This is a genomic window from Streptomyces sp. TG1A-8 (assembly GCF_030499535.1).
In the GTDB taxonomy this organism is placed as follows: Bacteria; Actinomycetota; Actinomycetes; order Streptomycetales; family Streptomycetaceae; genus Streptomyces.
Window position 1 is genome coordinate 3,861,906 of sequence record NZ_JASTLB010000001.1, and the last position, 24,092, is coordinate 3,885,997.

Sequence of the window (24,092 nt, forward strand, 5' to 3'; positions counted from 1 at the left end):
TAGGGTGCGGCGCAAGCATTCCGGCACTTGGCCCACCGGCATTGCGATGTCGGTGACGGGTGTCACAGTGGGGGAGTGAACAACGCCAGGACGGCTCGGGACCGGCAGGGAGGGGGTGAGGTCCGGTCATGACCGGAATCGGTGCGGAGATGGGCACGCGGGCCGCGCGCTCACGGGCCCTGGCCGTGCTGCGCGTCCGTGGCCGGGCGCTGGGCGCGGCCGTGCTGCCCGCGGCGGTCGAGGTGGTCCTGCTGACCGGCGGTGCCACCGGCCGGCTCGACGGTCCGGGCTGGGACGCCGTCCGCTGGGCCGTGGGCGTGCTCGCCGTGCTCGTGCTGCTGGCCGCCGCGGGGGTGTCCCTGGTCGTGGCCCGCGCCCGTCCGGCCGTGAGCCCGACGGTGCGGATCGCGGAGAAGTCGGCGCCGGACCTGTACCGGATGGTGCGCGACCTCGCCGACCGGCTCGACGTCCCGGCGCCCTCGGCCATAGCGCTCACCCCGGACTGCGACAGCTGGCTGGAGGACCGCACCCATCCCGCCCACGGCCCGCCCCCGCGGCAGCCGCAGGACGTGACGGCGCTCCCCGGTCCGCCCGCCTCCCGGCGCGTGCCCGCCGCGCCCGTCCTCGTCATCGGCTCGCCGTTCCTGTGGTGGATGCGCGTCGGCGAGCTGCGCGCGGTCCTCGCCCCGGTCATCGCCGGTACGGGACCGTCCGCGCACCCGGACATAGCCGCCGCCCGGCGCTTCGTGCGCGGGCTGGACGCGGCGGTGGCCGTCGCCTCCACGCCCGGCCGCTGCCGGGTGAACCGGGGCGCGTGCGCGGCCCTCGGCTGGGTCGCCCGGCTGCTGCTGCACGGCTGCCGGGAGCACGCGGTGCAGATGGAGCGCGGGGTCGCCGCGGCGGCGGCCGAACGCGCCCAGACCGTGGACTACGGAACGCGGATCGTCGCCCAGGAGCAGGTCGGCCTCGCCTACGCGGGCTGGGACCGGCTCCTGACCAAGGTCGCGCTGCCCGCCTGGCGGATGGGCCGCTGGCCCGCCCGGCTGGACGCGGGCGTCGTGGCCGCGCTCACCGAGCTGTCCCGGCGTGACCGCCTCGCCGACGGCTTCGCCTCCCGCCTCGGCGAACGCCCCGCCTGCGACCTGCTGGACGAGCCCGGCACGGTGGACGAGGCCGCCTCCCTGCTCGCCGCCCGCCTCTTCCACGGCGGCCCCGCGGAGTCCGGCCCGGACTGGGCCCCGGTGGACTGGCAGGCGTATCCGGAAGAGGTCGTCGACCGCACCTGGCGCGCCGACGCGGCCCGTCTGCACCGCGTCCTGGACGCCCTGGGCGTCCGCCCCGCCCCCGGCCCCGCCGCCCCCGGCCCCGGCGGTGCCACCCTGGCCCGTGTCCTGGACCACCTCGCCGAGCCCGGCCCCGCCGGCACGGTCCCACCCCGGACGGCAGCGGGCGCGGCCACCTGGTCCGGCGGGAGCACGCCGGCGGCTGCCGCCGGGAGCACCGCCACCGGTCCCCCGGACCCCGCCGACCCCGGCGCCGCCCCGTACGACGACGCCGTCCGCGACCCCGCCGGCCCCGGCGAGGACGATCCGGACCCCGGTACCGAGCGCAGTGCCGCCGTCGCCGCCCGGCTGAGCGCGGAGCTGGCCCGCGAGGAGGCCTCCGTGCCGAGGGGCGGGACCGGTCCCGGCCAGGGGCACGACAGCGCCCTGTGGGACGGCGGCGCCCTGCCGCTGTTCCCGCTGCAGCCCCCGCGCACCGCCCGCGACCTGCTCGCCGACCACGTCACGGCGATGGTGTGCTGCGCGGCCGTGGACACCGCCGGCGCCACCCCCGCCCTGGACTGGCTCGACGGTCCCACCCTGCTGCTGGACGGCGAGAAGGCCGCCGGTCTGGGACCCAGGGTCCTCACGCTGATCGAGGAGGGGGACCCCGGCCCCCTGCGCGACTGGCTGGCGGAGTCCGGCATACGCCCGGAGAAACCGGTCCGGCTCGGCTGACCGCCCCGCCCCGCCCCGCCCCGCCTCGGCTCCCCCGTCCCGGCCCCCGCCCCGGCCGGTCCTCGGCCCCGCCCCCGCCGTGATACCGGAGCAACGTCTTCTACTTCAGGCTGTTTCATGACGAACAGTGACCGGAACCGTACGTTGTGTGATGTGCTGGGATCGACCACGCACATGGCAAGGGCATACGACGGCGACCGAGCGCGCCGGGACGGCACGGGGGTACGAGGGAGGGGAGCGACCATGGCACCGGAGCACATCCGCCGCTGGGAGTCCGGAGCACTCGCGCACGCCGTCACGGACCCCTTCGGCCTGGGACCGGTCCCCTGGCTGCGCGGCAGCGAGACCTACTTCGACGACACGGGGCACGCCGTGCCCTGGTACGTCGATCCCGTGCCGCCGCCGGCCCGCCGGAACGCGCGCGTGCCCGCACCCCGCTCCTCCGCGCCGGGTCCCCGCTCGGCCGACGACGTGCACCGCCAGATCAAGGGGTTCACCTCCACCGGAGCGGTCGCGCCCGGCGGGGCGATCGACTTCCACGTCACGGTGGACCCGCCGCAGCAGTTCGGCGTGGACGTCTACCGGATCGGACACTACGGCGGCGACGGAGCCGCCAAGGTCACCACCAGCCCCCGGCTCTCCGGCATGGTCCAGCCCCCGCCGCTGATCGCCGGCCGCACGGTCTCCTGCCACCACTGGTGGCTGTCCTGGCGCCTCCAGGTGCCCTCCCACTGGAGCGTCGGCGCCTACGTGGCCGTCCTGACCACCGCCGACGGCCACCGCTCCCACGTGCCGTTCACGGTCCGCGACGACCGCCCGGCCGACCTGCTCCTGCTGCTGCCCGACCTCACCTGGCAGGCGTACAACCTCTACCCGGAGGACGGCCGCACCGGCGCCAGCCTCTCCCATGCCTGGGACGAGGAGGGCCGGCTGCTCGGCGAGGCCGACGCGGCGGCCACGGTCTCCTTCGACCGCCCGTACGCGGGCGCGGGCCTGCCCCCGCACGTCGGCCACGCCTACGACGTCATCCGCTGGGCCGAGCGCTACGGCTACGACCTCGCCTACGCCGAGGCCCGCGACCTGCACGCCGGCCGGATCGACCCGACCCGCTACCGGGGCCTGGTCTTCCCCGGCCACGACGAGTACTGGTCGGTGCCGATGCGCCGCGCCGTCGAGGACGCCCGCGACCGGGGCACCTCGCTGGTCTTCCTCTCCGCCAACACCATGTACTGGCGCGTGGAACTGGCCCCGTCCCCCTCCGGCGTGCCCGACCGCCTGCTGACCTGCCGCAAGCGCAAGGGCCCCGGAAGACCGGTGCTGTGGCGGGAGGCCGACCGACCCGAACAGCAACTGATCGGCATCCAGTACGCGGGCCGGGTGCCCGAGCCGCACCCGCTGGTCGTCCGCAACGCGGACCACTGGCTGTGGGACGCGACGGGCGCGCACGAGGGCGACGGGATCGAGGGGCTGGTCGCCGGCGAGGCCGACCGCTACTTCCCGCGCGCCCCGCTGCCCGGGCACGACGAGCGCGTCCTGCTCGCCCACTCCCCGTACACCGACGACGACGGCGTCCTGCGCCACCAGGAGACCTCCCTGTACCGCGCGCCCTCCGGCGCGTGGGTCTTCGCCTCCGGCACCTTCGCCTGGTCCCCGGCCCTGGACCGCCCCGGCCACGTGGACCCCCGCGTCCAGCGGGCGACGGCGAACCTGCTGGACCGCATCTGCAAGCGGGACTGACCGGGCGCCCCGGGCCCCGCCCCACCCGCTGTCCGGGACCGGCGGCCCCTGCGGGAGAATCGGGGCACTTGGACAGAACCCCGGGGAGGAACCGTGTCCGGATTCGTGGAAAAGCCCCAGCCGATCGAGGTTCCGGGTCTGGTGCACCTGCACACCGGGAAGGTGCGCGACCTGTACCGGAACGAGGCCGGTGACCTCGTGATGGTCGCCAGCGACCGCATCTCCGCCTACGACTGGGTGCTGCCCACGGAGATCCCCGACAAGGGCCGGGTGCTCACCCAGCTCTCCCTGTGGTGGTTCGACCAGCTGCGCGACCTGGTCCCCCACCACGTGATCGGCACGGAGGTCCCCGAGGGCGCCCCCGCCGACTGGGCGGGCCGCACGCTGGTCTGCAAGTCCCTGGACATGGTCCCGGTGGAGTGCGTGGCCCGCGGCTACCTCACGGGCTCGGGCTTGGTCGAGTACAACGCGTCCCGCACGGTCTGCGGCCTCGCCCTGCCCGAAGGACTCGTCGACGGCTCGGAGCTGCCCGGTCCGATCTTCACCCCGGCCACCAAGGCCGAGGTCGGCGAGCACGACGAGAACGTCTCCTACGAGGAGGTGGCCCGCCAGGTCGGCGCGGAGACCGCGGCCCAGCTGCGCCAGGCGACCCTCGGGGTGTACTCCCGGGCCCGGGACATCGCCCGGGATCGCGGGATCGTCCTGGCGGACACCAAGTTCGAGTTCGGCTTCGAGGGGGGCGCGCTCGTCCTCGCCGACGAGGTGCTCACCCCGGACTCCTCGCGCTTCTGGCCGGCCGACCAGTGGCAGCCGGGCCGGACCCAGCCGTCGTACGACAAGCAGTTCGTCCGCGATTGGCTGACCTCCGCCGCGTCGGGCTGGGACCGCGGGAGCGAGCAGCCCCCGCCGGCACTGCCGCAGGAGGTCGTGGAGGCGACCCGGGCGAAGTACGTGGAGGCGTACGAGCGGCTGACGGGCCTCGGCTGGAGCTGAGGCGGACACGAGGAAGGCCCCGGTCACCGACCGGGGCCTTCGCTCCTTCGGAGCGGACGACGAGGCTCGAACTCGCGACCTCAACCTTGGCAAGGTTGCGCTCTACCAACTGAGCTACGTCCGCGTTGCGCCGTGGCGCGAGAGCAACTATAGCAACCCCTCCGGGGTGCGGTGACCGTGCGAGGGGCGCGGGAGCCCGGCGGCGGACCCGTCGGCCGGACGTCCGGGCGGTCGGCTCGTGCCCCTCACGGTCCGTCCGGGTGCTCCGAACGGCCCGCCGGACGGGAACGTGGGAAGACCCCGGTCCACTGGACCGGGGTCTCGTTCCCGAGCGGACGACGAGGCTCGAACTCGCGACCTCAACCTTGGCAAGGTTGCGCTCTACCAACTGAGCTACGTCCGCATTGCCCCCGACCGGCTCCCACCGATCGGTGCGGGCACCAGCCTACCCGATCCACGAAAGTGGTCGTGACCGGCGGTGCCAGAGCGGGTGACAGGAATTGCACACTGCGCCTTCCCCCTGGAAGGGGGATGTTCTACTACTGAACTACACCCGCACGCCGTCCGTGGGATCCGGCCTTCCGGCCTCGCCCCTCGGCGTGCTCCAGACATTAGCTGATCAGCGGGGGGGTTGCGCAAGTCGGCTGTTCCGCGGCCCGGTCGGCGCCGCGGACGGCGGCCGGGCCGGCGGCCCCCAGGGTCCGTCGGCGGACCCTGGGAGCTGCCCCTCGCGGGCCTCATTGCGCGGCGCTGAACGCCTCGTAGACCTTCTTCGGGATGCGTCCGCGTGCGGGCACGTCCATCTTGTTCGCCTGGGCCCAGGCCCGGACGGCCGCCGGGTCGGGGGCGACCTCGGTCTGCCGGTACGCCCTGCCGGACCGCGACCGCTTGCGGCCGGCCTCCACGTAGGGCGCGAGCGCCTTGCGCAGTTTCTCGGCGTTGGTTTCGTTCAGGTCGATCTCGTACGACTTCCCGTCGAGTCCGAAGGCGATCGTCTCCGCCGCTTCCGAGCCGTCGATGTCGTCAAAGAGAGTGACCACGACTTTTTGCGCCACGAATATCGGTCCCTTCGTGCGGCACGTCGGTCCAGCTCGGCTGCGATGACGTGCCGAGTATCGGCTATTGCCAATTCATTTGTACAGTGTCCGGCAATGCAAAGTGCAGCCCGACCGAATCCCTCCGCGTGTCCCCACCGCAATAGGGGACGCGGACGGATCGGTCGAACTTTCCCAGAACTTTTCGCGACGGTACCCGCTTGTCGCACGATCGTGATGCGGATCACGTAGTTTCCTCCAAATCTACCCGCGTAGAAATTTTGTGCGGGTAGTCTGAAGGGACCTGCTCAGCACCACACACCGGGAGTGCCAGTGGCACGCGTCGTAGTCGACGTCATGCTCAAGCCGGAGATCCTCGACCCCCAGGGCCAGGCGGTCCAGCGTGCGCTGCCGCGCCTGGGTTTCGAGGGGATCTCCGACGTCCGTCAGGGAAAGCGATTTGAACTGGAAGTCGACGGGCCGGTCGACGAGGCGGCGCTCGCCCGCATCCATGATCTCGCGGAATCCTTCCTCGCCAACACCGTGATCGAGGACTTCACCGTCAAGGTGGAGGAGACCGCCGAAGTCGCGGAGGCGGCGAAGTGACCGCCCGTATTGGCGTCGTCACTTTCCCCGGCAGCCTCGACGACCGGGATACGCGGCGCGCGATCCGTATCGCCGGGGCCGAGCCCGTCGCCTTGTGGCACAAGGACAAGGACCTCAAGCAGGTCGACGCCGTGGTCCTGTGCGGCGGTTTCTCCTACGGCGACTACCTGCGGGCCGGCGCCATCGCCCGCTTCTCGCCGGTGATGGAGCCCCTCATCGAGCAGGCGAGGGCCGGACTGCCGGTCCTCGGCATCTGCAACGGCTTCCAGATCCTCACCGAGGCCCACCTGCTCCCGGGCGCGATGCTCGGCAACGACCACCTCCACTTCATCTGCCGCGACCAGAGGCTGCGGGTGGAGAACGCGGAGACGTCCTGGACCAGCGACTACAGCGCCGGCCAGGAGATCAGCATCCCGCTCAAGAACATGGACGGCCGCTACGTCGCGGACCGGTACACGCTCGACGAACTGGAGGGCGAGGGCCGGGTCGCCTTCCGGTACCTGGACCTCAACCCCAACGGCTCGCTCAACGACATCGCCGGCATCACCAACGAGGCCGGGAACGTCGTCGGCCTGATGCCGCACCCCGAGCACGCCGTCGAGCCGCTCGTCGGTACCGGCCGTACCGACGGGCTCCCGTTCTTCACCTCGATCCTCAAGAAGCTGGTCAACGCATGAGCCGGACGCCTCTGGACACGGTCGAGCACGCGGCCGCGACCCCCGACGTCGAGCTGCCCTGGGCCGAACTCGGCCTGAAGAAGGACGAATACGAGCGGGTGGTGGAGATCCTCGGCCGCCGCCCGACCGGCGCCGAACTCGCCATGTACTCGGTCATGTGGTCCGAGCACTGCTCGTACAAGTCCTCCAAGGTCCACCTGCGCCAGTTCGGCGAGAAGGCGCCCGAGTCGGACGCGCTGCTCGTGGGCATCGGCGAGAACGCCGGTGTGGTGGACGTCGGCCAGGGCTACGCGGTCACCTTCAAGGTCGAGTCGCACAACCACCCCTCCTACGTCGAGCCCTACCAGGGCGCGGCCACGGGCGTCGGCGGCATCGTCCGCGACATCATCGCGATGGGCGCCCGCCCGGTCGCCGTCGTGGACCCGCTGCGGTTCGGCGCGGCGGACCACCCGGACACCAAGCGCGTCCTGCCGGGCGTGGTCGCCGGCATCGGCGGCTACGGCAACTGCCTGGGTCTGCCCAACATCGGCGGCGAGGTCGTCTTCGACGCCTGCTACCAGGGCAACCCGCTGGTCAACGCCGGTGCCATCGGTGTGATGCGGCACGAGGACATCCACCTGGCGAAGGCGTCCGGCGCGGGCAACAAGGTCATCCTGTACGGCGCCCGGACCGGCGGCGACGGCATCGGCGGCGCCTCGATCCTCGCCTCCGAGACCTTCGACGACGCCAAGCCGTCGAAGCGTCCCGCCGTCCAGGTCGGCGACCCCTTCCAGGAGAAGCTGCTCATCGAGTGCACCCTGGAGGCCTTCCGGGAGAAGCTGGTCGTCGGCATCCAGGACCTCGGCGCGGCCGGCCTGTCCTGCGCCACCAGCGAGCTGGCCTCCAACGGCTCCGGCGGCATGCGCGTCACGCTGGACGACGTGCCGCTGCGCGACTCGACCCTGTCTCCTGAGGAGATCCTCATGAGCGAGTCGCAGGAACGCATGTGCGCGGTGGTCGAGCCGGACAAGGTCGACCGCTTCCTGGAGATCTGCGCCAAGTGGGACGTCATCGCCACCGTCATCGGCGAGGTGACGGACGGCGACCGCCTGGAGATCTTCTGGCACGGCGAGAAGATCGTGGACGTCAACCCGCGCACGGTGGCGCACGAGGGCCCGGTCTACGAGCGCCCCTACGCCCGCCCCGACTGGCAGGACGCCCTCCAGGCGGACGACGCCGGCCGGCTGCCCCGCCCGGCCACGTCCGAGGAGCTGCGGGAGCAGGTCCTGAAGCTGGTCGCCTCGCCCAACCAGGCGTCCAAGAAGTGGATCACGTCCCAGTACGACCACTTCGTGCAGGGCAACACCGTCCTCGCCCAGCCCGAGGACTCGGGCATGATCCGCGTGGACGAGGAGTCCGGCCTGGGCGTCGCCATCGCGACGGACGGCAACGGCCGCTACGCCAAGCTGGACCCGTACACGGGCGCGCAGCTGGCGCTGGCGGAGGCGTACCGCAACGTCGCGACGACGGGCGCCAAGCCGCTGGCCGTCTCCGACTGCCTGAACTTCGGTTCCCCCGAGGACCCCGCGGTGATGTGGCAGTTCGCGGAGGCCGTGCGCGGCCTGGCGGACGGCTGCCGCCAGCTGGGCACCCCGGTGACCGGCGGCAACGTGTCGCTGTACAACCAGACCGGCGAGGCCGCCATCCACCCGACCCCGGTGGTGGCCGTCCTCGGCGTCATCGACGACGTGGCCCGCCGCACGCCGGTCGCCTTCCGGGAGGAGGGCCAGCTCATCTACCTCCTCGGCGACACCCGCGAGGAGTTCGGCGGCTCGGCCTGGTCGCAGGTGGTCCACGACCACCTCGGCGGCATGCCTCCGAAGGTGGACCTGGAGCGCGAGCGGCTGCTGGCCGAGATCCTCGTCTCCGCCTCCCGCGACGGCATGATCGACTCGGCGCACGACCTGTCGGACGGCGGTCTGGTCCAGGCGGTGGTTGAGTCGGCGCTGCTGGGCGGCAGGGGCGCCCGCCTGGTCGTCCCGGACGGTCTGGACGCCTTCACCTTCCTGCTGTCCGAGTCGGCGGGCCGTGCGATCGTCGCCGTGCCGCGCTCGGAGGAGGTCCGCTTCAACGACATGTGCGGCGCGCGGGGCCTGCCCGCCACCCGCATCGGTGTGGTGGACGGCGACGCGGTGGAGGTCCAGGGCGAGTTCTCGCTCTCCCTCGCCGAGCTGCGCGAGGCCCACGAGGGCACGATCCCGGCCCTGCTGGCGTAAGCGCCGGCGTGCCCGGGGAGAAGGCCCCGCCCGGGTCCGGGCGGGGCCTTCTCCCCGCGCGCCCCGTGCCGCCCCGCGCGCCGGCCCTCCGGTCGTCCACCGGCCGCGCACCGGGGCCGTTCACGCCGGCCCTCCGGTCGCGGGTCGTCCCCCCCGTCGCGGGTCGCGCCCCGCGGCGCGGCGAGGGGGCCGGTGGTGCCCCGGGCGCGCCCGCGCGCCTTCGCCCCGGTGGAGGACGGCCTGAAGGACCACGCGGTCAAGGCATAGGGTCGCTGCCATGCCCACGGCCAGGAGACGCGCCCGCAGTTACGACCCCGCCAGGACCCGCGCGGCGGTCCTCGCCCAGTTCGGCCACGTACGGCAGGCCGTGCGCGGCCTGTCCGCCGAGCAGCTGGCCCTGCCCACGCGGCTCGGCGAGTGGACCGTGCGGGACCTCGTCGCGCACGTCGGCATGGCGCTGACGGCCGTCCACCGGGCCCTGGACCTCCCGGCGCCGCCGAAGCAGGACGTCCGGGTGGTCGACTGGCCCTTCGCCACCGCAGCCGACTCGGCGGCCATCGACGCCTTCACCCGGAACCTCGCCGCCGCCCACCCCGACCCCGACGCCCACCTCGCCGGCGTCGAGGAGGACCTGCGCGCGCTGCTCGCCGCCCACCCCGGCGGCCGGCTGCTGCGGACCAGCGCGGGCGCGCTGCCGCTGGACGACTACCTCGTCACCCGCACCGTCGAACTCGTCGTGCACGCCGACGACCTCGCCGCCGCCGTGCCCGGCCTGGAAGTGCCCCACGACCGCCAGGCCCTCGCCGCCGCCACCCGGCTGCTCGCCGACGCCCTCGCCGTGAAGGCGCCCGGCGGCTCCACCGAGGTGCGCGTGCCGCCGTACGCCGTCGTGCAGTGCGTCCAGGGGCCCCGGCACACCCGGGGCACCCCGCCCAACGTCGTGGAGACCGACCCGCTGACCTGGGTCCGGCTCGCCACCGGTCGGGTGACCTGGAAGGACGCGGTGGCTGCGGCGAAGGTCAGCGCGAGCGGGGAGCGGGCCGACCTCGGGGACCTGCTGCCGCTGATGGCGTAGCGCGGACCCGGGGGCGGCGGGCGTGCGGAACCGGTGCCCGCCGCGGCACGTCGAACCCCCATGAACCGGTACGAGCAACGCATGATCCTGACGGTGGCCGCCGCACTCGTCCCGTTCGCGGTGGCCTGCGGCGGTGAGGCGGCGGGCGGCGGTCCGGCCGCCGCCCGGCCACCGGTGACGGGCGTCGACTGGAAGGTCGACAGCGTCACCGCCGACGGCACGACCCACCACGCCCCCGCCACCGCCCGCCTGCGCGTCGACGAGGACGGCGGGGCGGCGGGCAACCTCGGCTGCAACCACTTCAGCGCACGGGCCACCGTGCACGGCGACCGGATCACCTTCGGCGCCCTCCGGACCACCAAGATGGCCTGCGACCGAGCCCGCATGGCCTTCGAACGGGCCCTCGCCCGGACCCTCGACGGCCGGACGCTCACCATCGCCGCCGGGGACGGCGGGCTGACCCTCACCGCCGGCCGCGACGACCTCGTCCGCCTCACCCGCGGCGCGCCCGGATGATGTGCGACACCTCACTCGCACCCTTCGCGAACGGCCTCCCGGGCCACTTCCCACCGCCTGTCCGGACGCCGGTCCGGACCCGTTCGCAAAGCTCTCACCTGCACGGACGTAGAACCCACCCAGGTGATCCACCCGGCCTGATCCGGACCGGGCGCGCATCCCCAATTCGGACCAGTGGTCGATCTCGCCTACACTCGGAGACGTGCCACGTGGTGACGGTCGACTCAATCACGATCTGCTTCCCGGCGAAAAAGGCCCCCAGGACGCTTGCGGCGTCTTCGGCGTCTGGGCTCCGGGTGAAGAGGTCGCAAAGCTCACGTACTTCGGGCTCTACGCCCTCCAGCACCGGGGCCAGGAATCCGCGGGAATCGCGGTCGGCAACGGCTCCCAGATCCTCGTCTTCAAGGACATGGGCCTGGTCTCCCAGGTCTTCGACGAAACCTCGCTCGGTTCGCTCCAGGGTCACCTCGCGGTCGGACACGCCCGCTACTCGACCACCGGCGCCTCCGTGTGGGAGAACGCCCAGCCGACGTTCCGCGCGACCGGGCACGGCTCGATCGCGCTCGGCCACAACGGCAACCTGGTCAACACGGCCCGGCTCGCCGAGATGGTCGCCGACCTGCCCAAGGACACCAACGGCCGCTCCACCCGGGTCGCGGCCACCAACGACACCGACCTGCTGACGGCCCTGCTGGCCGCGCAGACCGACGAGGACGGCAAACCGCTCACCATCGAGGACGCCGCCCATGTGGTGCTCCCGAAGGTCCGGGGCGCCTTCTCGCTCGTCTTCATGGACGAGCACACCCTCTACGCCGCCCGCGACCCGCAGGGCATCCGCCCGCTGGTCCTCGGCCGGCTGGAGCGCGGCTGGGTGGTCGCCTCCGAGTCCGCCGCCCTGGACATCACCGGTGCCAGCTTCGTGCGGGAGATAGAGCCGGGCGAGTTCGTCGCCATCGACGAGAACGGTCTGCGCACCTCCCGATTCGCGGAAGCGAAGCCCAAGGGCTGCGTCTTCGAGTACGTGTACCTGGCCCGCCCGGACACCGACATCGCCGGCCGGAACGTGTACCTCTCCCGGGTGGAGATGGGCCGCCGCCTGGCCAAGGAGGCGCCCGCCGAGGCCGACCTGGTCATAGCGACACCGGAGTCCGGCACCCCGGCCGCCATCGGTTACGCGGAGGCCTCCGGCATCCCCTTCGGCGCCGGCCTGGTGAAGAACGCCTACGTGGGCCGTACGTTCATCCAGCCCTCGCAGACCATCCGGCAGCTGGGCATCCGCCTGAAGCTGAACCCGCTGAAGGAAGTCATCAAGGGCAAGCGCCTGGTCGTCGTGGACGACTCCATCGTGCGCGGCAACACCCAGCGGGCCCTGGTGCGCATGCTGCGCGAGGCGGGCGCCGCGGAGGTCCACATCCGGATCTCCTCCCCGCCCGTGAAGTGGCCCTGCTTCTTCGGCATCGACTTCGCCACGCGCGCGGAGCTGATCGCCAACGGCATGACCATCGACGAGATCGGCACCAGCCTGGGCGCCGACTCCCTGGCGTACATCTCCATCGACGGCATGATCGAGGCGACCACCATCGCCAAGCCCGACCTGTGCCGTGCCTGCTTCGACGGCGAGTACCCGATGGAGCTCCCGGACCCCGAGCTGCTCGGCAAGCAGCTCCTGGAGACCGAGCTCGCGGCCGGTCCGGCCGCCACGGCCGCGGCCGACGCGATCCGCCGCCCGTAAGCCCCGCTGTTCGAGCAGTACGACAGGAAAGTTCTCACGGTCATGTCTTCTGAGACCACTGGTGCCAGCTACGCGAGCGCGGGCGTCGACATCGAGGCGGGCGACCGCGCCGTCGAGCTGATGAAGGAGTGGGTGAAGAAGACCCGGCGGCCCGAGGTGCTGGGCGGCCTCGGCGGCTTCGCCGGGCTCTTCGACGCCTCCGCCCTCAAGCGCTACGAGCGCCCCCTGCTCGCCTCCGCGACGGACGGCGTCGGCACGAAGGTCGACATCGCGCGCCGGCTGGGCGTCTACGACACCATCGGCCACGACCTGGTCGCCATGGTCATGGACGACATCGTGGTGTGCGGCGCCGAGCCGTTGTTCATGACGGACTACATCTGCGTCGGCAAGGTCCACCCCGAGCGCGTCGCGGCCATCGTGAAGGGCATCGCGGAGGGCTGCGTGCTCGCCGGCTGCGCCCTGGTGGGCGGCGAGACGGCCGAACACCCCGGTCTGCTGGGCGCGGACGACTTCGACGTCGCCGGGGCCGGTACGGGCGTCGTGGAGGCCGACCGGCTGCTGGGCGCGGACCGTATCCGTACGGGTGACGCCGTGATCGCCATGGCGTCCTCCGGGCTTCACTCGAACGGGTACTCGCTGGTCCGTCACGTCCTCCTGGAGCGCGCCGGGCTCGCCCTGGAGGCGGAGGTCGCGGACCTCGGCCGTACCCTGGGCGAGGAACTGCTGGAGCCCACGAAGATCTACTCGCTGGACTGCCTGGCGCTGACCCGCACCACCGAGGTGCACGCGTTCAGCCACATCACCGGCGGCGGACTGGCGGCCAACCTGGCCCGGGTGGTCCCCGACGCGCTGCACGCCACCGTCGACCGCTCCACCTGGACCCCCGGCGCGATCTTCGGCCTCGTCGGCGCGACCGGCGGCGTCGAGCGCCTGGAGCTGGAGAGGACCCTCAACATGGGCGTCGGCATGATGGCGGTCGTCCCGGCCGGGTCCGCGGACGTGGCCCTCGCGACCCTGGCCGACCGCGGGGTCGAGGCGTGGGTGGCCGGCGAGATCACCGACCGGGGCGACAAGGAGAGCGGCGCCGAGCTGGTGGGCGACTACGCGGGCTGACCGTGTGGACAGCACAGAACCCGGTCGGTGGCTGTGCCACCGACCGGGTGAGTGCTCACTGCAAGGTCAAGCCCCGCGACGATGTTGTGAAGGACCTTCGTCCTCGTCCTCGTCGTCGTCCTCATAGAGGTCGGCGTAGCGAGAGTACAAGTCGTCGTCGTCATGCTCATCGTCCTCGAAGCGGTCGCCGTTCGGCGACTGGTTCGATGTCGATGCGCCCAGCTCCTCGGCCAGGCGTGAGAGGTCAGTCCCGCCGCTGTTGTACTTCAGCTGGCGGGCGACCTTCGTCTGCTTGGCCTTGGCCCGGCCGCGCCCCATGGCTCGACCCCCTCAACGACGGGGCTCGACGGCCCCAGAGTCTGACACGCGTTCATGATCTGGAACGGACTCTCCGTGGAGAGGCCGGTCCGTAGGGCTTCCACGGTACCTGAGCCCACGCCCATACGGTACGTCGCCCGCAGCACGCGCGTGTGCACAGGACCTTCGAGGCGCCCTGTCCTCGCTGGTCAGTGGCGATTTTAACCACTTATCGGGGAACGACCCGCCGGGGGGAGTGAGAGTTGTCTCTAACTTCCCGCCGGCGGGTACCGCTCACCTGTGCGACCGGACGTCCGGCCGACGTGCGGCCGGGTCCCCGCGCGGCGGTCCTCAGCGTGCCGCGCGCGCCTCGGCCATGCGCTGCTCGGCGATCCGGTCGGCCGCCGCGGCCGGTGGAATCCCGTCCTCCTTCGCACGTGCGAATATGGCCAACGTGGTGTCGAAGATCTTCGCCGCCTTCGCCCTGCACCGGTCGAAGTCGAACCCGTGCAGCTCGTCGGCCACCTGGATGACGCCGCCGGCGTTCACCACGTAGTCCGGCGCGTAGAGGATCCCGCGGTCGGCGAGGTCCTTCTCCACGCCGGGGTGGGCGAGCTGGTTGTTGGCGGCGCCGCACACGATCCGGGCGGTGAGCGCCGGCACGGTGTCGTCGTTCAGCGCCCCGCCCAGGGCGCAGGGGGCGTAGACGTCCAGCCCCTCGGCACGGACCAGCGCCCCGGTGTCGGCGACGGCCGTGACGCCTTCGGGGTGCCGGTCCAGGATCCGTCGGACGGCCTCCGCGCGCACGTCGGTGACCAGGACCTCGGCGCCCTCCTCCCGCAGGTGCCCGACCAGGTGCCGGCCGACCTTGCCGACACCGGCGACGCCGACCCTGCGGCCGCGCAGCGAGGGGTCGCCCCACAGGTGCTGGGCGCAGGCGCGCATGCCCTGGTAGACGCCGAAGGCGGTGAGCACGGAGGAGTCGCCGGCGCCGCCGTTCTCCGGGGAGCGGCCGGTGGTCCAGCGGCACTCGCGGGCCACCACGTCCATGTCGGCGACGTACGTGCCGACGTCGCAGGCGGTGACGTAGCGCCCGCCGAGGGAGGCCACCATGCGCCCGTAGGCGAGCAGCAGCTCCTCGGTCTTGTCGCGCTCGGGGTCCCCGATGATCACGGCCTTGCCGCCGCCGTGGCCCAGCCCGGCCATGGCGTTCTTGTACGACATCCCGCGCGCCAGGTTCAGCGCGTCGGCGACGGCCTCGGCCTCGGTCGCGTACGGGTAGAAGCGCGTACCGCCCAGCGCGGGGCCCAGGGCGGTGGAGTGGAGCGCGATCACGGCCCTCAGGCCGGTCGCGCGGTCCTGGCAGAGCACCACCTGCTCATGGCCCCCCTGTGCCGAGTGGAACAGGGTGTGCAGGACATCAGCGGGTGCGCCGGTTACGTCGGTCACTGTGGTGACTCCTGTGCAAGTAGCGGCGAGTGGAGGCGGCTCCCTCCGGACCCTCGCGCGGTCGACGGCGGGGGAGGGCGGCGGGTGCTGCCGAGGCGGCCGGTGGGCCGCCCGGCATGAGCGTAGGGCCTCGGCCCCGCCACCATCCGCCCCGTGCTCAGGATCACTCCTGCGCGCCGTGCGCGCACGCATGGCCGTGGGACGATTTGCAAGGGTTTCGAGCCGGGTCCGATGGGGAGGGAGCAGGCGTGCCCGAGGTGTCCTCCGTGGTGGTTCCCTACACCGCCTATCTGCGCGTGTACGAGCCGCTGGCCGCCTTCCCGGAGCCGGAGCGCACGCACTGGGCGCGTTACGCCCGCCGTGCCGAGCGCCCCTCCTACCAGGACGAACTGCGCCGGTCCCTGGCCGCTTTGCTGCCCGTCCCGCCCGTCGCGGTGCCGGTGCACGAGAGCGGTGACGCCTTCGTGCTGGAGGCCGACGGCGCGATCTGCGTCTGCCCCTGGCGCACCCGGCTGCGCGGCTGGCAGGCGCTGGAGGAACTGGGCGGGGAGCTGCCCCCGCCGGTGCTCGACGCGGTGCTGCCCCCGCTGGTGCGCCGGCAGGCCGCCCGGGACTACGAGCGCTGGCTCGTCCGCAACCCCGACGCCCGCCCCTGGATCCGCACCGCGACCTGGCAGGTCCCGCTGAACTGGTTCGTGCTGGTCTCCGACGGGGAGCGCCGCTACGACGGGCGCACCGCCGAGGCGCCGCCGATGCTGCGCTACCGCACGCCCATGGTGCAGGCCCGGCGCCGGGTGGCCCGGACGCTGCGCACGCTGAAGGACACCCTGGGGGAGGGGCCGCTGGTCGACGGCCTGGTGGACGTCGGCCGCTGGCTGGAGGAGTTCCACCCGCGCTCGCTGGTGGAGCTGGACTACGGCGGGCTGGTGCACATCCTGCCGGCGGGCGAGTTGGAGGGCGACCGCTCCGCGGCGGACGTGGCCGCCGGTGTCGAGGCGCTGCGCCGGGGCGACGGGGCGGCCGCCGGGGAGGCGTACGGGCGGCTCGTGGAGCGGTGGCGGGCGGTGCGGTCGAGGCGTTCTGCGAACTGAGTGACGTACGTCACGGCCAAGACACCCTCGAACGGCATACGGTCTAGTCCACTTCGGTCACCTGACGGGGTGTCGGGCCTGATCCGGACTTTCGTCCCAAGGGTGATGGACGGCACTTACAAGAGGGTTGCCCTTGTTGCCGCCCCTCGTGCCAAAATAGGACAAGGAGTCCGGGGAGGGCTTCGTCCGTCCGACTATGGTCCACTGTGGGCGGAATCTCCGCGCTGCACGCTTTGGGGGGTCTCGTGGCTCCTGATCGTCCTGTGACTGATCGTCACGGTGGTGTGACTGTCCGCTATGGCATGGTCCATCGGCTTCCGTCGCTGATGGACACCTGGGAGGGCAATTCCATCGGTTTGGCCGACGAGGCTGGACAGATGGTGTAGTTGTAGTGCCGAGGACAAGCCGTTCGTCCTATAACCGACTCGACTCGCGTCCGCCATTTCGGGCAACGCGGGTCAAGGTGCAGAATTTAGAGGAAAGAACCGAGAAGGTTCGGTTCTCCCGAGGAGGCCGCTCATGACCGCTCGCACCCCTGATGCCGAGCCGCTGCTGACCCCGGCTGAGGTCGCCACCATGTTCCGCGTCGACCCCAAGACGGTCACGCGGTGGGCGAAGGCCGGCAAGCTCACGTCCATCCGTACGCTCGGCGGGCACCGCCGCTACCGCGAGGCCGAGGTCCGCGCTCTGCTCGCGGGCATCCCGCAGCAGCGCAGCGAGGCCTGAACAACCGAATAACCGGGCGAAACCGGCTGGTCCCCCAATCGGCCGCAGTACCCGGAACCCCAGCTCCACGCGACACGGGGCCTGCCCCAACAGGACCCACGCCCGAGCCGAACGGAACTCCCAGGCGAGCGACACAGGGTGCGTCGTGGATCGCGCTGGACCCCACCGGGTCCAGCGCGATCTTTTTTGTGCGTCCGGGCGCAGCGGGCGGGGGTCCCGGTGCGCGGGCTTGTCGGAGTCTGGGGAGGCCTGTCCGAACGGCTGCGCGCGGCCCGTGGTGCGGGTGCAATTGCACATATTAAATTGACCTGTTGTAGGAGACGGGTAAGTACCGTCGTTCCAAAAACTCATGCGGTGACTCCCGTCACACGCTCGGGCGCTTGCCGCCTCCACCCCGCGTGCACTAGCGGAACCGCGTCTTCCAGCTTCCCACGCCACCAGGGGCGTTGGGCCCCGGGGCGGTCACGCACCGCGGCTGCCCTCGTCCCCGGCCGCGACCTCGGCCGCCTTCTCGGGCACGTCCTCGGCGTCCTCGGGCGCTTCCTCGACGACGCCCTCCCGGACGCCGTCACGCGGCTGCGGGGGGCAGGAACCGGCGTCCATGGCCAGCCGCAGCAGGCGGTGGCAGACCGGACAGTGGCGGGTCAGGTGCCGGTAGGACGAGGCGGCCGCCAGGTGCGCCCTCAGGAGTGCCCGCGTCTCGTGCCTGGCCGATGCCGTCATGCGCCACCTCCGGGGCCGCGGGGGAGGAAGGGGCCCCGTCTTCTGGGTACCGACGGAAGGTGCCGCCGTCAAGGGCGCGCGGCTCCGCCAGGGGTTCCCGGAAACGGAAGAAGGGCCCCCTTCCGGGGGCCCTTCTCGGTCGTTCTCCGCTGCGGTCCTGACGGGATTTGAACCCGCGGCCTCCACCTTGACAGGGTGGCGAGCACTCCAAACTGCTCCACAGGACCAGGTTTCGCGGCGCTTGTCGTGCGTTGCGCTGCGAAAAGAGACTGTACAGGAGGTGAGCCCCTTGGTCGAACTCACCCCGCGTACCGGAGTGGTCACGGCGCCGCCGCGTCGATCGCCCTCACGATCCGCTTGTCGGAGACCGGGTACGCCGTGCCCAGCGCGTGGGCGAAGTAGCTGACCCGCAGCTCCTCGATCATCCAGCGGATGTCCAGGACCGAGGAGGGGACCGGCCGGCCCCGGGGCAGCTGTTCCAGGAGCCAGGCGTACTCGTCCTGCATCTCGTGCACCTTCTCCATGCGGGTGGTGTCCCGCTGGACGTTGGCCGGCATCTGCTGCAGGCGGCGGTCGGCGGCCACCAGGTAGCGCATGAGGTCGGGAAGGCGCCGTATGCCCGCCCACGTCACGAACCCGGGCTTCACGAGGGCGTCCAACTGCCTGCGGACGTCCGCGAGGTTGGCCAGCAGCGCCGGGCTGCCCACGGCCTTCAGCCGGCGCTCGCAGGCCTGCCAGGCCGCCAGCACCTGCTGCACCTGCCCGACCGTGCGGACCGTGGTGTCCACGATCTCCGCGCGCACCTTGTCGTAGAGCTTCCGGTACGACTCCTCGTCCCACGCCGGCCCGCCGAAGTCCGCGATCAGCCTGTCGGCCGCCGCCGTCGCGCAGTCGTCGAACAGGGCCTGCACGGAGCCGTGCGGATTCGCGGACAGGGCGAGCTTCTGGGCGTTCGTCAGCTTTTCGGATGCGAACTTCGCGGGATTGACCGGGATGTTGCGCAGGATGAGCCGGCGAGTGCCGTTCCACATCGCCTCGGCCTGCTCGGCCTCGGTGTCGAAGAGGCGCACCGAGACCGTGTCGCCGTCGTCCACCAGTGCCGGGTAGGCCTTCACCGGCTGCCCTGCCCGGCGCGTCTCGAAAACGCGGGTGAGCGTGCCGATCGTCCAGTCGGTCAGCCCCCTGCGCTCCACCGACGGCCCGCCCCCGCGGGAGGCGCTCGCCGCGGCGGCCTGCGACAGGGCCTTGCGCGCCTTCGGCTTCAGCGCGAGCCTCAGCGCCTCCAGGTCCTTGTCCTCGGCCAGCTTCCGGCGCCGCTCGTCCACGATCCGGAAGGTGATCCTCAGGTGGTCCGGCACCTTCGACCAGTCGAAGTCCTCCGCCTCGAAGGGCACGCCGACCATCCGCTTCAGTTCGCGCGCCATCGTCACCGTCAGCGGCTCCTGCAGGGGCACCGCCTTCCCCAGGAACCTCCTCGCGTAGTTCGGCGCGGGCACGTAGTTGCGGCGGATCGGTTTCGGCAGGGAGCGGATCAGCTCCGTCACCACCTCCTCGCGCAGGCCCGGGATCTGCCAGTCGAAGCCCTCGCCGGTGACCTGGTTGAGCACCTGGAGCGGGATGTGGACCGTGACACCGTCCGCGTCCGCGCCCGGCTCGAACTGGTAGGTGACCCTGAACTTCAGGTCGCCCTGGCGCCAGGTGTCCGGGTAGTCGGCCTTGGTGACCGCCTCCGCCGACTCCCGGATGAGCATCTCCCGCTCGAAGTCCAGGAAGTCCGGCTGCTCGTGCCGCTTGTGCTTCCACCACGAGTCGAAGTGCGCGCCGGACACGACGTGTGCGGGCACCCGCTGGTCGTAGAAGTCGAACAGCGTCTCGTCGTCCACGACGATGTCCCGGCGCCGCGCCCGGTGCTCCAGCTCCTCGACCTCGCTGAGGAGCCTGCGGTTGTCGGCGAAGAACTTGTGGTGCGTGTGCCAGTCGCCCTCCACCAGGGCGTTGCGGATGAACAGCTCGCGGCTCGCCTCCGGGTCGATCCGGCCGTAGTTCACCTTCCGCTGGGCGACGATCGGGACGCCGTACAGCGTCACCTTCTCGTACGCCATCACGGCCGCCTGGTCCTTCTCCCAGTGCGGCTCGCTGTAGGTCCGCTTGAGCAGGTGCCCGGCGAGCGGCTCCACCCACTCGGGCTCGATCCTGGCGTTGACCCGGGCCCACAGCCGGCTCGTCTCCACCAGCTCCGCCGACATCACGAACTTCGGCTGCTTCCGGAACAGCGCCGAGCCCGGGAAGATCGCGAACTTGGCGTTGCGGGCGCCCAGGTACTCGTTCTTGTTGCCCTCCTTCACGTCCTTCATCCCGATGTGGGAGAGGAGTCCGGCGAGCAGGGAGACGTGGACGCGGTCGGCGGGCGCGTCCTCCTCGCCGAGGTGGATGCCCATCTGCTTGGCGACCGTGCGCAGCTGCGTGTAGATGTCCTGCCACTCGCGGATGCGCAGGAAGTTCAGGTACTCCTGCTTGCACATCCGGCGGAACGACGACGAGCCGCGCTCGCGCTGCTGCTCGCGGACGTACCGCCACAGGTTCAGGTACGCGAGGAAGTCGCTCGTCTCGTCCTTGAAGCGGGCGTGCTGCTGGTCGGCCTGGGCCTGCTTGTCCGCCGGGCGCTCGCGCGGGTCCTGGATGGACAGCGCCGCCGCGATGACCATGACCTCGCGGACGCAGCCGTTCTTGTCGGCCTCCAGGACCATCCGGGCCAGCCGCGGGTCGACGGGCAGCTGCGCCAGCTTGCGGCCGGTGTCCGTGAGCCGCTTGCGCGCGTCCTTCTGCGCGGGGTCCAGCGCGCCCAGCTCCTGGAGCAGCTGCACGCCGTCGCGGATGTTGCGGTGGTCCGGCGGGTCGATGAAGGGGAACTTCTCGATGTCGCCCAGGCCGGCCGCGGTCATCTGCAGGATGACGGAGGCCAGGTTCGTCCGCAGGACCTCCGCGTCCGTGAACTCCGGGCGGGCGAGGAAGTCCTCCTCGGAGTACAGCCGGATGCAGATGCCGTCGGACGTACGGCCGCAGCGGCCCTTGCGCTGGTTCGCGCTGGCCTGCGAGACCGGCTCGATGGGCAGCCGCTGCACCTTGGTGCGGTGGCTGTAGCGGGAGATGCGGGCGAAGCCGGGGTCGATGACGTACTTGATGCCCGGCACGGTCAGCGAGGTCTCGGCGACGTTCGTCGCCAGCACGATCCGCCGCCCGGAGTGGGCCTGGAACACCCGGTGCTGCTCGGCGTGCGAGAGCCGGGCGTACAGCGGCAGCACCTCGGTGGAGCGGTACTTCCTCTTCTCCAGCGCGTCCGCCGTGTCCCGGATCTCCCGCTCCCCGGAGAGGAACACCAGGATGTCGCCCGGTCCTTCCGCCATCAGCTCCTCGACGGCATCGGTGATCGCGGTGATCTGGTCGCGGTCCGCGTCCTGCGAGTCCTCCTCCAGCAGGGGCCGGTACCGTACCTCGACCGGATACGTGCGCCCGCTGACCTCGATGACCGGCGCATCGCCGAAGTGCCGCGAGAAGCGCTCCGGATCGATGGTCGCCGAGGTGATGACGACCTTCAGATCCGGCCGCCTGGGCAGCAGCTGCGCCAGGTACCCCAGCAGGAAGTCGATGTTCAGGGACCGCTCGTGGGCCTCGTCGATGATGATCGTGTCGTAGGCGCGCAGCTCGCGGTCGGTCTGGATCTCCGCCAGCAGGATGCCGTCCGTCATCAGCTTGATGAACGTGGCGTCCGGGTTCACCTGGTCGGTGAAGCGGACCTTCCAGCCGACGGCCTCGCCCAGCGGCGTCCGCAGCTCCTCCGCCACCCGCTCGGCCACCGTGCGGGCGGCGATGCGGCGGGGCTGCGTGTGCCCGATCATGCCGCGCACGCCGCGGCCCAGCTCGAGGCAGATCTTCGGAATCTGCGTCGTCTTGCCGGAACCCGTCTCACCCGCGACGATCACCACCTGGTGATCACGGATCGCGGCCGCGATCTCGTCCTTCTTCTGGCTGACCGGCAACTGCTCGGGATAGCCGACGGCCGGCACGCGCGAGCGCCGCTCGGCCATCCGCGTCCCGGCCTTGTCGGCCTCGGCCTCGATCTCGGCGAGGACGGCGGCCCGGGCCTCCGGCTTACGGATCTTGCGCGCGCCCTCGAGCCGCCGGCCGAGCCGGTGCGCATCGCGCAGCGACAGTTCGGTCAGACGGGAGGCGAGGGGGCCGAGGGTGGGTGCTGGATGCGTAGACATACGCCATCCAGGATCTCACCTCGGCCAAATTCCGTGCGAACCATTTGCCCTGCGCCGGTGGCCGGCCCGTTCCCGGGCGGGCGCCTCCGGGGAGAGGGGGGACGGCAGGATGATCTAGCGTGGATGTTATGTCCGATTCGCCGCACGGTCTCCACGGCCGCACACCCAGCCGGACCGAACGCTGGGCGGCCTTCCGGGCGTCCCCCTTCCTGCCCGCCACCGTGCTGCTGCTGATCCTCGCGGTCGCGGCCGGACTCTTCGCCGGCTCCTACACCTACGCCATGGCGAACCCCACCCCGCACACCATCCCCGTCGCGGTCGTCGGCGCCTACGACCAGCCGGCCGCCCGGCGGTTCGTCGGGGGCATGGAGGAGGCCCTCGACGCCTCGCTCAGGCTCCGGAGGTACGGCGACCGGGCGGCGGCCGTGCGGGACGTGGACGACCAGAAGGTGTTCGCCGTCTTCGAGGCGCCCAGCGGCGAACGCACCCTCACCCTGGACGTGTCCGGGGCCTCCGGGGCGACCGTCGCCCAGCTCCTCACCGAGGCCGCGGCGAAGGTCGGCGGGGCCACCGGCACCACCGTCGCCGTCCACGACCTCAAGCCGCTGCAGAAGGGCGATCCGCGGGGCCTGGCCATCTTCTACATCTCGCTGGCCGCCGTGATCGTCGGCTTCGTCGGGGCGATCCAGCTCAGCGTGCACGCCCGCGCCCTGAACCCCCTCGAACGCATCCTCTTCACCGCCGCCTACGCCCTCCTCGGCGGCTTCGTCATCGCCGCGGTGGTCGACTGGCTCCTGGGCGCCCTGGACCTGCCCTTCGCCGAGTCCTGGCTGATCCTCGCCCTGACCATGTTCGCCTCGGGCATGGTGTTCACGATGTTCAACACCCTCGTCGGACGCTGGGCCATGCTCCCGACCTGGGGCCTGATGGTGCTGCTCGGCAATCCGTCCTCGGGCGGAGCCGTGTCCTGGCCCCTGCTTCCCTCGGTCCTCGGCACCGTCGGCCGCTGGCTGCCCCCCGGCGCCTCCGTGAACGCCCAGCACACCGCCGTCTACTTCGCCGGCCACCAGCACGCCTTCCCGTTCCTGGTCCTGGCCGGCTGGGCCCTCGTCTCCTGCGCGGTCTTCCTGATCTGGCGCCACCGCCATCCGGGTGGCCGGCCCAGGGACCCCGCCCACGCGGCCTGAGGGGTGCCGGCGGACGTGGCGCGGGGCCCGGCGCCACGCCGTGACGGCTCCTGGCCTCCGGAGCGGGTGGTGGGGCAGACTGCCGTTATGGGGGACGGGAGTTGGTGGGTCGCCGCGGCGACCGGGGCCACGGCCCTGGGGGCCAGCTGGGTGACCAGTCAGGGGAACGCGCACTCGGCGCGGGTCCAGGCGGAGGTGCAGGCTCGGGCCGATCACATGGCTGAAGCCCGCGACCGCAGGCGTGCCGCCTACAAGGACCTGAGCGCGGCGGTGCACGCCCTCTCCGAGGTCTTCTGGAAGATGGAGGACATCGACCGCACCGCCGACAGGGCCGAACGGATCGAGGCCATGGGCCGGATGAAGGTCGACTGCCGTGCGCGGCTGAACGAGGTGACCAGGGCCAGCAGGGACGTGCTCCTGGAGGGACCCACGGCAGTGGCCCGGGCCGCCAGAGCGCTGAGCGGCAGCGCGGTGGCCACGCACCACTTGCTGGTCCGGCTGCACGACGCCGACGACGAGCCGCGGTCCGAGTACGACCGCGCCTACCGGCGCTTCCAGAACCACCACCTGAGCTTCGTCGAGCTGGCCCGGGAGGCCCTGGAGGTCAGGTGACGGC

General features: G+C 72.0%; 19 protein-coding genes and 4 tRNA genes. 14 read left to right on the forward strand and 9 right to left on the reverse strand.

Features of this window, described 5'->3' with window-relative positions:
* Positions 1–128 precede the first annotated feature (128 nt).
* The 3 genes from QQY24_RS16820 to QQY24_RS16830 all read left to right on the forward strand — a co-directional run bounded on the left by QQY24_RS16820 (position 129) and on the right by QQY24_RS16830 (position 4,730).
* The gene (locus QQY24_RS16820; protein WP_301973509.1) at positions 129–2,000 is read left to right on the forward strand and encodes a hypothetical protein; all 1,872 of its coding nucleotides are present in this window, start codon (positions 129–131) and stop codon (positions 1,998–2,000) included.
* Between the two features lie 243 nt (positions 2,001–2,243).
* Positions 2,244–3,737: a N,N-dimethylformamidase beta subunit family domain-containing protein gene (locus QQY24_RS16825; protein ID WP_301973510.1), complete on the forward strand. Its 1,494-nt coding sequence runs from the start codon at positions 2,244–2,246 to the stop codon at positions 3,735–3,737.
* A gap of 93 nt (positions 3,738–3,830) precedes the next feature.
* Complete coding sequence (locus tag QQY24_RS16830) at positions 3,831–4,730, forward strand: phosphoribosylaminoimidazolesuccinocarboxamide synthase (RefSeq protein WP_301973511.1); 900 nt, start codon at positions 3,831–3,833, stop codon at positions 4,728–4,730.
* A 51-nt stretch (positions 4,731–4,781) separates the two neighbouring features.
* On the opposite strand, the gene QQY24_RS16835 is transcribed toward QQY24_RS16830, so the two are convergent.
* From QQY24_RS16835 to QQY24_RS16850, 4 genes are all read right to left on the reverse strand, one after another.
* Positions 4,782–4,854, reverse strand: a tRNA-Gly gene (locus tag QQY24_RS16835).
* Positions 4,855–5,060: 206 nt separating this feature from the next.
* A tRNA-Gly gene (locus QQY24_RS16840) sits at positions 5,061–5,133 on the reverse strand.
* Between the two features lie 82 nt (positions 5,134–5,215).
* Positions 5,216–5,287, reverse strand: a tRNA-Gly gene (locus tag QQY24_RS16845).
* A gap of 180 nt (positions 5,288–5,467) precedes the next feature.
* A complete protein-coding gene (locus QQY24_RS16850) occupies positions 5,468–5,785 on the reverse strand; it encodes an Lsr2 family protein (RefSeq protein WP_301973513.1) in 318 nt (105 codons plus the stop codon).
* A 312-nt stretch (positions 5,786–6,097) separates the two neighbouring features.
* Here QQY24_RS16850 and purS point away from each other — a divergent pair, with 312 nt between their 5' ends.
* The 7 genes from purS to purM all read left to right on the forward strand — a co-directional run bounded on the left by purS (position 6,098) and on the right by purM (position 13,738).
* Positions 6,098–6,370 carry a phosphoribosylformylglycinamidine synthase subunit PurS gene (purS, locus tag QQY24_RS16855; RefSeq protein ID WP_301973514.1) on the forward strand — a complete coding sequence of 91 codons (273 nt, stop codon included), beginning with the start codon at positions 6,098–6,100 and terminating at the stop codon, positions 6,368–6,370.
* Complete coding sequence (purQ, locus tag QQY24_RS16860) at positions 6,367–7,047, forward strand: phosphoribosylformylglycinamidine synthase subunit PurQ (protein WP_301973515.1); 681 nt, start codon at positions 6,367–6,369, stop codon at positions 7,045–7,047. Before purS ends, purQ begins: the two co-directional genes overlap by 4 nt.
* A complete protein-coding gene (gene purL / locus QQY24_RS16865; protein ID WP_301973516.1) occupies positions 7,044–9,302 on the forward strand; it encodes a phosphoribosylformylglycinamidine synthase subunit PurL in 2,259 nt (752 codons plus the stop codon). Before purQ ends, purL begins: the two co-directional genes overlap by 4 nt.
* A gap of 277 nt (positions 9,303–9,579) precedes the next feature.
* Complete coding sequence (locus tag QQY24_RS16870) at positions 9,580–10,377, forward strand: sterol carrier family protein (protein WP_301973517.1); 798 nt, start codon at positions 9,580–9,582, stop codon at positions 10,375–10,377.
* 81 nt (positions 10,378–10,458) lie between these two features.
* Entirely contained in the window at positions 10,459–10,893 is a 435-nt protein-coding gene (locus QQY24_RS16875; RefSeq protein ID WP_301973519.1) for an META domain-containing protein, read from the forward strand.
* Between the two features lie 202 nt (positions 10,894–11,095).
* Positions 11,096–12,625 carry an amidophosphoribosyltransferase gene (gene purF, locus QQY24_RS16880; RefSeq protein WP_301973520.1) on the forward strand — a complete coding sequence of 510 codons (1,530 nt, stop codon included), beginning with the start codon at positions 11,096–11,098 and terminating at the stop codon, positions 12,623–12,625.
* A gap of 42 nt (positions 12,626–12,667) precedes the next feature.
* Entirely contained in the window at positions 12,668–13,738 is a 1,071-nt protein-coding gene (gene purM, locus QQY24_RS16885) for a phosphoribosylformylglycinamidine cyclo-ligase (protein ID WP_301973521.1), read from the forward strand.
* 66 nt (positions 13,739–13,804) lie between these two features.
* Here the strand turns inward: purM and QQY24_RS16890 are convergent, their stop codons facing one another.
* Together QQY24_RS16890 and QQY24_RS16895 are read right to left on the reverse strand one after the other, a co-directional pair.
* A complete protein-coding gene (locus QQY24_RS16890; protein ID WP_301973522.1) occupies positions 13,805–14,056 on the reverse strand; it encodes a DUF3073 domain-containing protein in 252 nt (83 codons plus the stop codon).
* 330 nt (positions 14,057–14,386) lie between these two features.
* Complete coding sequence (locus tag QQY24_RS16895) at positions 14,387–15,484, reverse strand: Glu/Leu/Phe/Val dehydrogenase dimerization domain-containing protein (protein WP_301973524.1); 1,098 nt, start codon at positions 15,482–15,484, stop codon at positions 14,387–14,389.
* A 248-nt stretch (positions 15,485–15,732) separates the two neighbouring features.
* Between QQY24_RS16895 and QQY24_RS16900 the strand changes: the two genes are divergently transcribed.
* Together QQY24_RS16900 and bldC are read left to right on the forward strand one after the other, a co-directional pair.
* Positions 15,733–16,575, forward strand: a complete 843-nt coding sequence (locus tag QQY24_RS16900; RefSeq protein ID WP_301973525.1) for a hypothetical protein — start codon at positions 15,733–15,735, stop codon at positions 16,573–16,575.
* Between the two features lie 519 nt (positions 16,576–17,094).
* On the forward strand, positions 17,095–17,301 hold the full coding sequence (gene bldC / locus QQY24_RS16905) for a developmental transcriptional regulator BldC (RefSeq protein WP_003949541.1): 207 nt from the start codon (positions 17,095–17,097) through the stop codon (positions 17,299–17,301).
* Positions 17,302–17,763: 462 nt separating this feature from the next.
* Here bldC and QQY24_RS16910 read toward each other — a convergent pair whose 3' ends face one another.
* From QQY24_RS16910 to hrpA, 3 genes are all read right to left on the reverse strand, one after another.
* Positions 17,764–18,024 (reverse strand): DUF6274 family protein, encoded by a 261-nt coding sequence (locus QQY24_RS16910; protein WP_301973526.1) that lies wholly within the window; start codon positions 18,022–18,024, stop codon positions 17,764–17,766.
* Positions 18,025–18,176: 152 nt separating this feature from the next.
* Positions 18,177–18,251, reverse strand: a tRNA-Asp gene (locus tag QQY24_RS16915).
* 93 nt (positions 18,252–18,344) lie between these two features.
* Entirely contained in the window at positions 18,345–22,289 is a 3,945-nt protein-coding gene (hrpA, locus tag QQY24_RS16920; protein ID WP_301973527.1) for an ATP-dependent RNA helicase HrpA, read from the reverse strand.
* 128 nt (positions 22,290–22,417) lie between these two features.
* Between hrpA and QQY24_RS16925 the strand changes: the two genes are divergently transcribed.
* Entirely contained in the window at positions 22,418–23,476 is a 1,059-nt protein-coding gene (locus QQY24_RS16925; RefSeq protein WP_301973528.1) for an ABC transporter permease, read from the forward strand.
* A gap of 216 nt (positions 23,477–23,692) precedes the next feature.
* The gene (locus QQY24_RS16930; RefSeq protein ID WP_301973529.1) at positions 23,693–24,088 is read left to right on the forward strand and encodes a hypothetical protein; all 396 of its coding nucleotides are present in this window, start codon (positions 23,693–23,695) and stop codon (positions 24,086–24,088) included.
* Positions 24,089–24,092 lie beyond the last annotated feature (4 nt).

What these genes read in the sequence shown, in the direction of transcription:
- QQY24_RS16910 (WP_301973526.1), bottom strand. Translation starts at nt 18,024, where the DNA reads ATGACGGCATCGGCCAGGCACGAGACGCGGGCACTCCTGAGGGCGCAC.
- QQY24_RS16870 (WP_301973517.1), top strand. Translation starts at nt 9,580, where the DNA reads ATGCCCACGGCCAGGAGACGCGCCCGCAGTTACGACCCCGCCAGGACC.
- QQY24_RS16930 (WP_301973529.1), top strand. Translation starts at nt 23,693, where the DNA reads ATGGCTGAAGCCCGCGACCGCAGGCGTGCCGCCTACAAGGACCTGAGC.
- purL (WP_301973516.1), top strand. Translation starts at nt 7,044, where the DNA reads ATGAGCCGGACGCCTCTGGACACGGTCGAGCACGCGGCCGCGACCCCC.
- QQY24_RS16825 (WP_301973510.1), top strand. Translation starts at nt 2,244, where the DNA reads ATGGCACCGGAGCACATCCGCCGCTGGGAGTCCGGAGCACTCGCGCAC.
- bldC (WP_003949541.1), top strand. Translation starts at nt 17,095, where the DNA reads ATGACCGCTCGCACCCCTGATGCCGAGCCGCTGCTGACCCCGGCTGAG.
- QQY24_RS16925 (WP_301973528.1), top strand. Translation starts at nt 22,418, where the DNA reads ATGTCCGATTCGCCGCACGGTCTCCACGGCCGCACACCCAGCCGGACC.
- purM (WP_301973521.1), top strand. Translation starts at nt 12,668, where the DNA reads ATGTCTTCTGAGACCACTGGTGCCAGCTACGCGAGCGCGGGCGTCGAC.
- QQY24_RS16890 (WP_301973522.1), bottom strand. Translation starts at nt 14,056, where the DNA reads ATGGGGCGCGGCCGGGCCAAGGCCAAGCAGACGAAGGTCGCCCGCCAG.
- QQY24_RS16820 (WP_301973509.1), top strand. Translation starts at nt 129, where the DNA reads ATGACCGGAATCGGTGCGGAGATGGGCACGCGGGCCGCGCGCTCACGG.
- QQY24_RS16875 (WP_301973519.1), top strand. Translation starts at nt 10,459, where the DNA reads ATGATCCTGACGGTGGCCGCCGCACTCGTCCCGTTCGCGGTGGCCTGC.
- hrpA (WP_301973527.1), bottom strand. Translation starts at nt 22,289, where the DNA reads ATGTCTACGCATCCAGCACCCACCCTCGGCCCCCTCGCCTCCCGTCTG.